Source organism: Pseudenemella bisphenolivorans, assembly GCF_051133435.1.
Classification (GTDB): Bacteria; Actinomycetota; Actinomycetes; order Propionibacteriales; family Propionibacteriaceae; genus JAAYAO01.
In genome coordinates, this window is record NZ_JBPGNY010000002.1 from 437703 (window position 1) to 451035 (window position 13333).

A 13333-nucleotide genomic window follows, 5' to 3' on the forward strand; every position below is an offset into this window, starting at 1 on the left:
GGAAGGCCGCTTACGATGGCGACGTGAGGAATCTGAATCGACGATGGGCGGCAGGGCTGATCAGCCTGCTGGTGCTCGCGGTCGTCGGACTCCTCGGCCCCTCCCCCTCGGCCGCCGCCGACGAGGAGCAACCGGCCCGAATCACCTTCTCCGAAGTGACCGTGCCGAGCACCGGTGACGGCCAGGTGGTGGTGGCCGGCACCATCGCGAACACCACCAGCGGCCCGCTGTACAACCTGCAGGCGATGGTGTGGCGCGACAGCACCCCGATCACCACCCCCGAGGCCCTCGATTCGGTGCTGCAATCCGAACCCACCCAGCCGCTCGGCCGGCGGGTGTGTTGCGAGATCGGCACCTTCCAGGATCTGACCACCCCCGACAAACCGCTCGAGGCCGGCCAGGAGGTCAAGTTCCGCATCACCCTGACCATGGACGATCTCGAGCTGCCCGACCGCGAAGGGGTGTACCTGATCGGCCTGCACCTGCGCGGCAGCACCGACGGGTCGGCCCCCTGGACCCTGTCGCGGGCCCGCACCTTCGCCCTGCGCACCACCGACAGCACCCCGGCCCCGATGGTCACCTCGGTGGTGGTGTTGTCGAGCCGGCCCTCGATGGTGCGCGACGACGTCTTCGTAGACGACCATCTGGCCACCGAACTCGCCCCGGGCGGACGGCTGCACACCCTGCTGGAATCGGCCGCCCGCGAGAAGGTCAGCCACGCCATCGACCCGTCCCTGCTGGACGAGGTGATCATGATGAGCGACGGATACCAGGTGACCGGCGCCGACGGGAAACTGCGCCCCGGCGAAGGGGCCTCGGTGGCCGACGACTGGCTGGTGGCCTTCGAGAAGCTCTCCGGCGACCGCTACCGGTTGCCCTATGCGATGCCCGACCTGACCGCCCTGGCGGCCATGCCCGACAACATGGGTGCCGAACTCATCTCCTATGCCGACAAGGCCGGTCAGCAAGTACCCGCCCTGGCCTACGCCCCGGTGCTGGTGCTGAACTCCTCCAACGAGTGGAACCCCGACGGGCTGTTGTTGGCCGATCGTTTCGAGGCCTCGGCGGTGGTGCTGAACAACACCGACGCCCAGGGCGTACTACTGCAGCCGGTGCACAAGACCCCGCTGGTACGCACCGACCCGACCATCTTCGACGGCGGGCCCGGCCCCGACCCGGTCGGCGACCGGATCCGGATCCGGCAGCGGATGCACGCCGAGGCGCTCGTCCAAGCCCTGGACGGGCAGCCCGTGCCGGTGCGGATCATCGACACCCCCCAGGCAGCCGCCCTGGACGAGGCCACCCCCGCCGGCACCCGCCGACGCCCGCTGTCGGAACTGCTCAAGCAGAGCCCGTCGTCGTGGACCGGCGACCCGGAGTGGACCACGTCGATGGATCAGGCCCAGTTGCAACCGGAACAACTCGCCCTGGTCACCGAACTCGTCGAGACCCAGGCCCTGTTCAACGACCTGCTGGTCGACCCGACCGACCGCCAGACCACCTCCTACCCGGTGATCGCCCGGGGAGTGTCGAGTTGGTGGCGTGGCGCCGCGAAGGAGCAGGAAGCCTTTCTGGCCCCCGCCCGCGCCGAAATGGAAGGGGTGACCGATGGCGACACCATCAGCCTGCGCGCCCCCAGCCGGGTCACCCTGAGCATGCGTGAGGGCACCACCTTTCCGGCCACGATCAGCAACAACTACTCCCGCGAGATCCAGGTACGGCCGGTTTTCGAATCGGTGCAGGGCCAACGAATCCGCTTCCCGGAACAACCGGTGGTGGTGATCGCGCCGGGCGAATCGGTGACGGTCAACATCAACCCGGTCGCCGAGGTGAACGGCCTGGTGGACGTGTCGGGGCGGCTCACCACCCCGTCGGGCCACCAGGTCAGCGACAAGGTGAATGTCGTGGTGGAGGTTTCCGACCTGGGGTGGGCCGCCTGGGTGATCGTGTTGATCTCCGGCGCGGTATTGGTCGGCACCACCACCTTGCGGATCCGCCAGGTACGCGCCCGCCAGGTGCAGGGAGGTGACCGGTGACGCCCCGCGAACGGCAGACCGACGAATCCCTCGACCCGCCCGACTGGGTCAACGACTCCCGGTGGGCCGAGGTGACCGACCCCGATTCGACCGCACCGTTCGTGCCCTTCGATGACGAGGACGCCACCGTCCACGACGATTTGACCGGCCGGGACGACCCGGACCCCATCGACGACGAGACCGACTCCGACGACCAGCCGGCCCCCACCGGCACGGCAGCCACCGGCACGGCAGCCACCAAACGGCTGCTGTCGGCCAGTGCGGTGATGGCCTCGGGCACCTTGTTGTCACGGGTCTTCGGTTTCATCCGTACCGCGATGATCGCCTTCGTGCTGGGCAACGGCACCCGCCAGGTGGACATGTTCACCCTGGCCAACACGATCCCGAACAGCCTGTACATCCTGCTCGCCGGCGGTGCGCTGAACACCGTCCTGGTGCCCCAGATCGTCCGGGCGGTGAAGAAGGACCCCGACGGCGGCGACGCCTACACCAACCGGATCATGACCGCCTTCCTGACGATCATCCTGGTCGTCACGGTGCTGATCACGATCGGGGCGCCGGGATTCGTGTGGCTGTACACCTCCGACGCGTGGAAGGCCCCGGCACTGGCGGCCCAGTACGAGTCGATGGTCACCCTGGCCTATTTCTGTCTGCCGCAGATCTTCTTCTACGGTGCCTTCTTCCTGGCCGGGCAGGTGTTGAACGCCCGGGAACGGTTCGGCCCGATGATGTGGGCCCCGATCGCGAACAACGTGGTCTCGATCGGAGTGCTGTCGCTGTACCTGTTCACCTGGGGCAGCGGCGGGGACGGCTCGGGGGCCTTCACCGCCCGACAGGAGATGTTGCTCGGCCTCGGCTCGACCTTCGGCATCCTCGTCCAGGCGGCGATCCTGGTGCCCTACCTGCGGCTGGCCGGGTTCCGCTACCGGCCCCGTTTCGACTGGCGCGGGGTCGGCCTGGGCCACACCTTCTCACTGGCGAAGTGGACGCTCGGCTTCGTCGCGGTCACCCAGTTGGCCCTGGTGGTGATCAACAAGCTGGCCACCTCGGCGACCGCCGCCGGTGAGGGTGCCGGTCTGACGGCCTACAACAACGCCTACCTGTTGTGGATCATGCCGCACTCGCTGATCACGGTGTCGCTGGCCACCGCGATGTTGCCCTCGGCCTCGCGACTGGCCGAGGCCGGTGATCTGGCCGGGGTGCGCAACGAGACGCTGCGGACGATGAAACTCGCAGTCACCGTGCTGCTGCCGGTCAGCGTCGGGTTCATCGCCCTGGCCGGGCCGATCGTGCAGTTGTTGTTCGGCAACGGTGCCGGTGCGGAGGACGCCCGCTACATCGGCTGGACGTTGATGACCCTGGCGGTCGGACTGGTGCCGTTCACCCTGCACTACATCTGCCTGCGTGCCCTGTACGCCCTGGAGGACACCCGGTCGGCCTTCCTGGTCCAGATTGTGATCGCGATCGCCAATGTCGGTTTCGCGATGGCCCTGGTGGTGCCCTTCCACCGGCCGTCGCTGGTCGCGGCGGGTCTGGGCCTGGCCTATTCGCTGGCCTACCTGGTGGGCCTGTACATGGTGCTGCGGATCCTGCAGCGCAAGCTTCCCGAGCTGTCGCTGCGGGAGATCGGACGACACCTGGTGCGGCTGTTCCTGGCCGTGTTGCCCGGTGCCGGGGCGGCACTGTTGGTGGTGTGGCTGGGTGAGAAGTACTGGTCGACCAGTTTCGGTCCGCTGGCCCTCACCCTGCTGGTGGCCGGGTTGGCGGCCATCGCCGGCTTCCTGCTCGGCTCCCGGTTGCTGAACCTGCAGGAGGTCCGCGACATTCTCGGGGTGCTGCGGCGCCGCGGCGGCAACCCGGAGTCCGATGACACCGGCCCGCAGGCCGCGGTGGATGCCGAAACCGTCGAACAACTCACCACCGAGTCCAACCCGCCGACCGACCCGGACGCGACCCTGCACCCACCGGCCGCCCCGTCCCCCGAGGACGACTGCATCCAGGACGCCGACGAGGACGAGGACACCGCGGTCCGGGATTCCGCGGCAGTCACCGACGAGCCGGCCGAGGAACTCGTCGACACCCCCGCCCACGCCCGGCTCAGCCTGGGTGAGGACGATATGCCGACCAGCACGATGGCCCCGGTCGGCGACGAGTCGGACGAGGAGACCACGATCCGTCCCCTCGTCGACGGCGGCACCTGGCAGGCCACCGCCGGCCAGGTACTCGGGGATCGGTACGAGTTGGAGGAGATTGCCGGCCGCGGGGACGACATCGTGACCTGGCGGGCCTTCGATTCGGTGCTGTCACGTTCGGTATTGGTGCACCTGCTGGAAGCCGACGACTCGCGCACCCGGGCGGTGTTGGACGCCGCCCGACGCTCGGCGGTGGCCACCGATGCGCGATTCCTGCGGGTCTTGGACGTGGTCGACGACGAGACCGGGCCCTATGTGGTCTCCGAGTTCGCCCCGGGCCGCAGCCTGCAACTGCTGCTGTCCACCGGGCCGTTGAGCGCCCGGGAATCGGCCTGGCTGGTGCGCGAGATCGCCGACGCGTTGAGCGTGATGCACGCCCAGGGCCTCTACCACGAGCGGATCAGCCCCGAGACGGTGATCATCACCCCCACCGGCAATATCAAGATCGCCGGCTTCCTGATCTCCAGCGCCCTGCACCCCGACGAGACCTCGGACGATCCCGAGCACACCGACGTACGTGACCTGGGCCGGATGCTGTACGCCACCGTGGTGTCGCGGTGGCCCGGCGGCCCCGCCCACGGGCTGCCCGCCGCCCCGCAGAGCGGTTCGAGGTTGTTGTCGCCGCGTCAGGTGCGCGCCGGGGTCTCCCCGGCCCTGGATCGGTTGTGCGAGCAGATTCTGGGCGATCCGTTGCGGCACGGCCTGCCGCCGCTGAGTACCGCCCAGGAGGTGGTCGGTGCGCTCAGCGCGATCCTGGGCACCACCGATGCCTCCCAGGAACTGGAGGCCCGGATCCGATACCCGGTGCCGGTGGTCGGCCGGCGCGATGTCGGCACCGAATCGCCCGAGGACGCCTACCACGCCCAACACAGCGCACCCCCCGCAGTGGACGACCCGGCCGAATCGACCGGGCCAATCATCGACGAGGAACCGAACCGGCGCTGGCTGTCGCTGCTGATCGGCTTCGTGCTGCTGGTGTTCATTCTGTCGCTGATCGGGGTGTTCGTGCAGCGTCAGCTCGGCACCACCGGCCCGGCCCAACCCCATCCGACCTCCGAATCCGATCGGGGCAATGACGGTCCGGTGGAGATTGCCGAGGCCCTCGACTTCGACCCGTCCGCCGACGGTGGCAACGACGAGGAGAACCCCGACGAGACCGCCCTGGCCCACGACGGTGACCCCGACACCCGTTGGCGCACCCTGTCGTACCGCGGCAACCCGAAGCTCGGCGGACTGAAACCCGGCGTGGGTCTGGTGGTCGATCTGGGCGAGCCCACCGACGTCACCGCGGTGAAACTGTGGCTGTCGGGCGACGGCACCGACGTGGAGGTGCGCGTCCCGGGTGAGAATGCCGAGGGCAACGAGGCCCCGATGAACAGCCAGACCCAATGGCGCACGGTGGCCACCCAAGCCGATGCCGAGGGTGAGGTGACCCTGAACCTCGAGGAGGGCCCGGAACCCACCCGGTGGGTGTTGGTCTATCTGACCTCGCTGCCCCCCGAGGACGGCAACTATCGTGGGGGGATCTTCGAGATCGAGGTGCAACGCTAGATGCTCCACTCCGACGAGCGCACCGATGTGCAACTGCTCGCCGCCCATGTCGACGGTGATGACGATGCCTTCGCCGTGCTGGTGAACCGGCACCGCGACCGCTTGTGGGCCGTGGCGCTGCGCACCATGCGCAACGGTGAGGAAGCCGCCGACGCCCTGCAGGACGCCTACATCTCGGCCTTCCGCCGCGCGCACACCTTCCGGGGCGATTCCCAGGTCACCACCTGGCTGCACCGGATCGTGGTGAACGCCTGCCTGGACCGGATTCGCCGCAACAAGGTGCGCCGGGCCGATGCCCTGCCCGAGGACATCGACCGCAACGAGATCATGGCCGCCCCGTCCAATGCCGAGCACGCCGTCGAGGCCGGTGAGACCCGCGAGGTGGTGCGGGCCGCCCTGGGTGAACTCAACGCCGACCAACGCGCCGCCCTGGTGCTGGTCGACATGGAGGGCTATTCGGTGGAGGAAGCCGCACGTATCCTGGGATGTGCCACCGGGACGATCAAGAGCCGGTGTTCCCGCGGACGGGCCAAGCTGTTGCCGCTGCTGGAACAACTCCGGAGCCGGGTATGAAAAAGATCACCACCCGCGAGCCGGAACCGATCCGAGATCGAGCTCGTCCCAGCCTGTACCCCTCGTTTCCAACCGCCGTCTGGAGCCCGAGATGACTCATCCTTCGCGTGATGTGTTGGCCGACGTGGCTGCCGATCTCGCTGTTGATCGGGTGGCGCGCGCACATGTCGCATCGTGCGCCCGCTGCACCGAGATTGTCGCTGTGTTCACCGAGGCCGGCTCGTTGCTGTCGGACGTCCCGGCCGAGACGATGCCCCCGGACGTCGCCGCACGGCTGGACGCCACCCTCGATGCCGAGGTGGCCCGTCGTCGCAGCGGCGCCAGCAAGGCCGAGATGGACGCCGAATCGGCGGCTGCCGCGGCGCGTACTGCACTGGGATCCTTCGGTGCGAACCCGATCGGGGAGAAGAAGATCGCCCCGCAGCGCCGCACGCGGCTCTCGAACTGACCGAACTCGAACTGACGCGCAGCTCGAACCGACCGAACACACCCGCCCCCGGGAAACAAAAACCCGCCCTCGTGGGGCGGGTTTTCCCGGTTCTGGATGGTGGTGGGCCTAACTGGACTTGAACCAGTGACCTCTGCCTTATCAGGGCAGCGCTCTAACCGTCTGAGCTATAGGCCCGGGGTGCTCCCGGAGGTGCAACGACGAGTCACTGTACTGCATCGCCGTTGCCCGCTCCAAATTTTCGATCAGTCCTCGGCGAGGGTCACCTCGAGACCACCCAGCAGGGAGGAGGCGAGGTTGTACAGGAAGGCCGCCAAGGTTCCGATCGCGGTCATCAGCACCACGTTGAGCACGCCGACCACCAGGGTGAACCCGGCCACCCGCTGCGGGGTGAGGTAGTCCTCGATCTTGAACGGGGTGGTGTCACCGGGGGCGGCCAGCACCTGACCGACGATGTCGTTGATCGCGTCGAACACGCCGGACGAGCTGATCACGCTGTACAGCAACATCACCGCGGCCAGGCTCGCGATCATGAAGGCGATCGAGAACAGGAAGGTGGTCTTCATCACCGACCAGGGGTCGAACTTCGCCAACCGCAGCCGAGCTTTGCGGGTGCGGTGGGTGGTTGGGTTACCGATCGCACGCTTCACCGAGGCGGCCACGCTCGCGGCGGTCGCCTTCGCCCCCGAGGTCTTGTCGTCGCCATCCTTGGTGCGGGTCGCGGAGGCATCGGAGGCCAACACCTCGGTCTTCGCGTCCGCATCGGGGGTGGCCACGTCACCGCCGGCGGCATCCCGGGCAGCCAGATCGTCGGTCTTCTTGTCCTCCCCCAGTACCTGGGCGGTGCTGCGCTGCGGCGCGCCACCCCGGTTCACACCCATCGCCGGCGTGGCGCCGGGTGCATCGGGCTTCGACCCGACGGCACCGGAACCAGCAGCACCTCCGGCGGCGGCACCGACTGCGGCACCACCCAGGGCGGCACCACCGGCAGCGGCTGCGGCTCGGGCGCTCGCCTTGCTGCGCGGGCCTCGCCGCACCGGCTGAGCCGGCTTCCCGGGCTGATTCTCCTTGGCCGCGTCCGGCTTGGCAGCGTCCGGCTCGGCGGGCTTGGCCGGTTCAGCGGACTTCGCCGTCGGGGCCGGCTTCGCCGGTTCGGTGGGCTTGGTTGCCCCCGGCTGAGCCGTGCTCTTTGTCGGCTGAGCCGTGGTCGCTGCCGGCTGCGCCGTACTCTTTGTCGGCTGCGCCGGGGTCGCGGCCGGGGTACCGGACGAAGCCGGGGGCTTCGCGCCGGCACTCGCAGCCGGCGGCGTTTGGGCCGGCTTCCCGGGCTGGTTCGGCTTCGGCTGAGCCGACTGCGGCTGCGCAGGCTTTGTCGGTTTGGCCTGTGCCGATTGGGATTGTGCCGGTTGCGGCTGTCCCGGCTTGGCCGGAGCCGGCGTGGCCGCGTTCTTGGCCTCGGCCGGTGCCGGCACCGGGGACGGCTGGGTTCCGGGCGCCTTCACCGGCGCGCCGGGGGTATTCCCGGAGGCGGCGGTGGGCGCCTTGGCCGGGCCGGCGCCGGTATCGCTCGGACGGGCGGGGCTGGGCACCGGACCGGACTCGGTCTTGGGTGCGGCCGCGGGACGGACCTGAGCAGGCGGAGTCGCCATCACCGGTGCCTGGGACGGCGGGGCCACCTGACGCACCGGCTTGTCACCGGTGACCGCAGGTTGGACGATCGTGTCGTCGTCCCCACCGCTATTCGAGTGATCAGTCACTGAGCTCCTCCTCGCCGTGCACATCCTCGGCGCCTGGGTCGGTAACAGTCACGCTACCTTCCTCGACCGGTTCATTCTGCTTGGTTCCGGCTTCAGATGCATCTTCGGCCTCGGATTCGGCATCCGATTCACCGTTCTGATCCTCGTGCTCGGGCTCCTGGGCCTCCGGATTCACCGCGATCAAACTCACCGCATCCTTGCCCTGGACGCCGACGAACTTGACCCCCATGGTGTCGCGGCCCTGTACCGGAACCTCCGACACCGCACTGCGGGTCACCTGACCCGAAAGCCGAATCGCCAACACCTCGTCGCTCTCGACGACGATCAGCCCACCGACCAAGGAGCCACGGTCTTCGTTGAGCTTCATCGCCTTGATGCCCAGGCCGCCGCGGCGCTGTTCGCGGTAATCACTGACCCGGGTGCGCTTGGCGTAGCCACCGTCAGTGACGGTGAACACGAACCGTTCCACGTCGTCGGCATCATCGCTGTGGTCGACCACCGCCATCGACAGCAACTCGTCGCCGGCGCGGAATTCCATCCCCTTGACCCCGGCGGTGGCCCGTCCCATCGGACGGACCTGGGCATCATCGAGCTGGAACCGGATCGCCTGACCCTTGCGCGAGACCAACAATGCATCGCTGTCCGGTCCACACAGGCCGGCACCGATCACCTCGTCGCCATCGGCCAGGTTGATCGCAATCACCCCGGCCTGGCGCGGCGAGTCGTACAACGTCAGGTCGGTCTTCTTGACCTTGCCCTGACGGGTGGCGAGCAGCAGGTAGGGCGCATCCTGATAGGTGCGCAGGGTCAACACCTGGGCGATGTGCTCATCGGGCTGGAAGCTCAACAACCCGGCGACGTGTCCACCGCGGGCATCGCGTCCGGCCTCGGGCAGTTGCCACACCTTGGTGCGGTAGACCCGTCCCTGGTTGGTGAAGAACAGCACCCAGTCGTGGTTGCTGGTGGTGAACAGGTGCTCGACGGTGTCGTCGGTGCGCAGGGACGCCCCCCGCACCCCCTTGCCGCCGCGCTTCTGCACCCGGTAGGAGTCGGAACGGGTGCGCTTGGCGTACCCGCCGTGGGTGATCGTGACCACCATGTCGAAGTCGGGGATGAGATCTTCCTCGGACATGTCGCCGTCGGCGGCGATGATCCGGGTCTTGCGCTCCGACCCGTACTTGTCGACGATCTCGGTCAGTTCATCGGCGATGATCTGCCGCTGCCGGCTCTCGTCGGCCAGGATCGCCTGCAGGTCGGCGATTCGCTGTTCGATCTCGGCCAGGGTGTCCATGATCTTCTGGCGTTCCAGCGCGGCCAACCGGCGCAACTGCATGTCCAGGATCGCGGTGGCCTGGACATCGTCGATGTCCAGCAGGGCCTTCAACCCTTCCCGGGCCTCCTCGGTGGTGCGCGATCCGCGGATCAGCGCGATCACCTCGTCCAGGGCGTCCAGGGCCTTGACGTAACCGCGGAACAGGTGGGCCTGCTCCTCGGCCTTGGCCAGCCGGAACCGGGTGCGGCGCTGGATGACCTCGATCTGGTGGGTCACCCAGTGGGTGATGAACTGGTCGAGGCGCAGGGTGCGCGGCACGTCGTCGACCAGCGCGAGCATGTTGCAGCCGAAGGTGTCCTGCAACTGGGTGTGCTTGTAGAGGTTGTTCAGCACCACCCGCGGCTGGGCGTCGCGCTTCAACACGATCACCAGACGCTGACCGGTACGCGCCGAGCTGTCGTCGCGGATGTCGGCGATGCCGCCGATCCGGCCGGAGTTGACCAACTCGGCGATCTTGGCGGCCAGGTTGTCGGGGTTGCACATGTACGGCAACTCGGTGACCACCAGGGAGGTGCGGCCGTTCTTGTCCTCCTCGATGTCGACCACCGCGCGCATCGTCACCGATCCGCGGCCGGTGCGGTAGGCCTCCTCGATGCCCTTGCGGCCGACGATCAACGCGCCGAGCGGGAAGTCGGGGCCCTTGACCCGTTCCATCGCCGCCTCGAGCAGCTCCTCCTCGGTCGCCTCCGGGTGGGCCAGCGACCACAGCACCGCGTCGGCCACCTCACGCATGTTGTGGGTGGGGATGTTGGTGGCCATGCCGACCGCGATACCGGTGGATCCGTTCACCAACAGGTTCGGGAACCGTGCCGGCAGCACGACCGGTTCGGTGTCGCGGTTGTCGTAGTTGGGCTTGAAGTCGACGGTGTCCTCTTCGATGTCGCGCACCATCTCCATGGCCAGCGGCGCCATCTTGCACTCGGTGTACCGCATCGCGGCGGCCGGGTCGTTACCGGGCGAACCGAAGTTGCCCTGCCCCAACACCAGCGGGGCCTTCATCACCCACGGCTGGGCGAGCCGCACCAGGGTGTCGTAGATCGCCGAGTCACCGTGGGGGTGGTACAGACCCATCACCTCACCGACCACGCGGGAGCACTTGTTCCAGCCCCGGTCGGGACGGTAACCACCGTCGAACATCGCGTACAGCACCCGGCGGTGCACCGGCTTCAAACCGTCGCGGACGTCGGGCAGGGCGCGTCCGACAATCACGCTCATCGCGTAGTCGAGGTAGGCGCTCTGGATCTCGTCGGTGAGGGCGATCTCCTGGGTGCGCTGCAGGCGCTCACCCATGTCCAGGCCCTGTCCGTCGGCCTGCACCTGCTCGTCGGGTGCCTGGTCCTCGGCCGAGGTCGGGTCTTGGGGAATGTCAGTCATGCAAAGTCCTTAGCTCTGCGATGGGCAACGGCCGCACCGCGTCAGATGTCGAGGAAGCGGACGTCCTTGGCGTTCTGTTGGATGAAGCTGCGGCGCATCTCGACGTCCTCGCCCATCAGGATCGAGAACATCTCGTCGGCCCGGGCCGCGTCGTCCAGGGTCACCTGCAGCAGGATCCGCTTGTCCGGATCCATCGTGGTGTCCCACAGGTCGCCGGCGTCCATCTCACCGAGGCCCTTGTACCGCTGGATCGGGTTGACGTTCGGCAGCTTCTTGCCGGCGGCCAGCCCGGCCTCACGCAGCGCATCGCGTTCGGAATCGGTGTAGGCCAACTCGTGCGGGGCGTTGGTCCACCGCAGCCGGAACAGCGGCGGCTGGGCCAGGTACACGTGCCCGGCATCGATCAGCGGCTTCATGTACCGGAACAGCAGGGTCAGCAGCAGCGTGCGGATGTGGGCGCCGTCGACGTCGGCGTCGGCCATCAGCACAACCTTGTGGTAGCGCAGCTTGTCGATGTCGAAATCGTCCTGGATGCCGGTGCCGAGCGCGTTGATGATCGCCTCGACCTCGCGGTTCTGCAGGATCTTGTCGATCCGGGCCTTCTCGACGTTGAGGATCTTGCCGCGCAGGGGCAGGATCGCCTGGGTGCGCGGGTCGCGGCCACCCTTGGCCGAACCGCCGGCGGAGTCACCCTCGACGATGAAGACCTCGCACTCCTCGGGGTTGGTCGAGGAGCAGTCGGACAGTTTGCCGGGCAGCCCGCCACCGGCCAGCAGACCCTTGCGGCTGCGGGCCAGATCCCGGGCCTTGCGGGCGGCGAGCCGGGCCTGGGCGGCGGCCTGCGACTTGCGGACGATCTCCTTGCCCTCGGCCGGGTTCTGTTCCATCCAGTCGCCGAGCTTGTCGTTGACCACCCGCTGGACGAAGGACCGCGCCTCGGTGTTGCCGAGTTTGGTCTTGGTCTGGCCCTCGAACTGCGGTTCGGAGAGCTTGATCGACACGATCGCGGTCAGACCTTCACGGATGTCGTCACCGGAAACCCGGTCCTCGCGCTTGCGGATCAGCCCCCAGGCCTCACCCCACTTGTTGACCGTGTTGGTCAGCGCGGAGCGGAAGCCCTCCTCGTGGGTGCCGCCCTCGTGGGTGTTGATCGTGTTGGCGAAGGTGTGCACCGATTCGTTGAACGAGGTGTTCCACTGCATCGCCACCTCCAGGCCCATGCCCTGGTCGGGCTGGTGGGCATCCACCGCGATCACGGTGGGGTGGATCGTTTCCTTGGTCGCGGTGAGGTGTGCGACGTAGTCGATCAGGCCGTTGTCGTAGCGGAAGGTCTCCCCCGGTGCCTCGCCGGTTTCGGGGTCGGCATGCTCGGGACGCTCGTCCACCAGCTCGATGGTCAGTCCCTTGTTCAGGAAGGCCATCTCACGGAACCGGTTCAGCAGGGTGTCGTAGGAGTAGTCGGTGGTCTCGAAGATCTCGTCGGAGGCCCAGAAGGTGACCGTGGTGCCGTTCGCGTCGGATTCCTCGAGCCGCTCCAGGGGCCCGTCCGGTTCACCGAGGGAGAAGGACTGCTGCCAGTGGTAGCCGTCGCGCCACACGTCGACGGTCAGCCGCGACGCCAGGGCGTTCACCACCGACACACCCACCCCGTGCAGACCACCGGAGACCTTGTAGCCGCCGTCGCCGAACTTGCCGCCGGCGTGCAGGACGGTCAGCGCCACGGTGACCGCGGGGATCTTCTCCACCGGGTGCAGGCCGACCGGAATACCGCGTCCGTTGTCGACCACCCGGATGCCGCCCTCGGGCAGGATGGTGACGGTGATCTTGTCGCAGTAGCCGGCCAGGGCTTCGTCGACGGAGTTGTCGACCACCTCGTAGACCAGGTGGTGCAAACCGCGCTCACCGGTCGAACCGATGTACATGCCGGGCCGCTTGCGTACCGCCTCGAGGCCTTCCAGTACCGAGATCGAACTCGCGTCGTACTGACCCTCGGCGACCGCGTGCGACACGCTCCCCGAAATGGTGGCCAACTCGGCCTCGGTCAACTCACCGGAGATGTCTCCCAGTGG

The 13333-nt window shown here is 68.0% G+C and carries 6 protein-coding genes, 1 tRNA gene and 1 pseudogene; 4 read left to right on the forward strand and 4 right to left on the reverse strand.

The window, feature by feature from the left end:
* Positions 1-23: 23 nt before the first annotated feature.
* From ACR4XW_RS06880 to ACR4XW_RS06895, 4 genes are all read left to right on the forward strand, one after another.
* Complete coding sequence (locus tag ACR4XW_RS06880) at positions 24-2036, forward strand: DUF6049 family protein (protein WP_434759796.1); 2013 nt, start codon at positions 24-26, stop codon at positions 2034-2036.
* Positions 2033-5779, forward strand: coding sequence for a murein biosynthesis integral membrane protein MurJ (gene murJ, locus ACR4XW_RS06885; protein ID WP_434759797.1), 3747 nt, complete (start codon positions 2033-2035; stop codon positions 5777-5779). The genes ACR4XW_RS06880 and murJ overlap by 4 nt, the downstream gene beginning before the upstream one ends.
* On the forward strand, positions 5780-6352 hold the full coding sequence (gene sigM, locus ACR4XW_RS06890; protein ID WP_434759798.1) for an RNA polymerase sigma factor SigM: 573 nt from the start codon (positions 5780-5782) through the stop codon (positions 6350-6352).
* Positions 6353-6443: 91 nt separating this feature from the next.
* Complete coding sequence (locus ACR4XW_RS06895) at positions 6444-6800, forward strand: hypothetical protein (RefSeq protein ID WP_434759799.1); 357 nt, start codon at positions 6444-6446, stop codon at positions 6798-6800.
* A 100-nt stretch (positions 6801-6900) separates the two neighbouring features.
* On the opposite strand, the gene ACR4XW_RS06900 is transcribed toward ACR4XW_RS06895, so the two are convergent.
* From ACR4XW_RS06900 to gyrB, 4 genes and pseudogenes are all read right to left on the reverse strand, one after another.
* Positions 6901-6977: transfer RNA gene (locus ACR4XW_RS06900), tRNA-Ile, on the reverse strand.
* A gap of 68 nt (positions 6978-7045) precedes the next feature.
* Complete coding sequence (locus ACR4XW_RS06905) at positions 7046-8557, reverse strand: DUF3566 domain-containing protein (protein ID WP_434759800.1); 1512 nt, start codon at positions 8555-8557, stop codon at positions 7046-7048.
* Positions 8550-11264, reverse strand: coding sequence for a DNA gyrase subunit A (gene gyrA, locus ACR4XW_RS06910; protein WP_434759801.1), 2715 nt, complete (start codon positions 11262-11264; stop codon positions 8550-8552). The genes ACR4XW_RS06905 and gyrA overlap by 8 nt, the downstream gene beginning before the upstream one ends.
* Before the next feature lie 41 nt (positions 11265-11305).
* A pseudogene (gene gyrB / locus ACR4XW_RS06915) lies at positions 11306-13255 on the reverse strand (DNA topoisomerase (ATP-hydrolyzing) subunit B); the annotation flags it as partial.
* Positions 13256-13333: the final 78 nt, after the last annotated feature.

What these genes read in the sequence shown, in the direction of transcription:
- ACR4XW_RS06895 (WP_434759799.1), top strand. Translation starts at nt 6,444, where the DNA reads ATGACTCATCCTTCGCGTGATGTGTTGGCCGACGTGGCTGCCGATCTC.
- sigM (WP_434759798.1), top strand. Translation starts at nt 5,780, where the DNA reads ATGCTCCACTCCGACGAGCGCACCGATGTGCAACTGCTCGCCGCCCAT.
- gyrA (WP_434759801.1), bottom strand. Translation starts at nt 11,264, where the DNA reads ATGACTGACATTCCCCAAGACCCGACCTCGGCCGAGGACCAGGCACCC.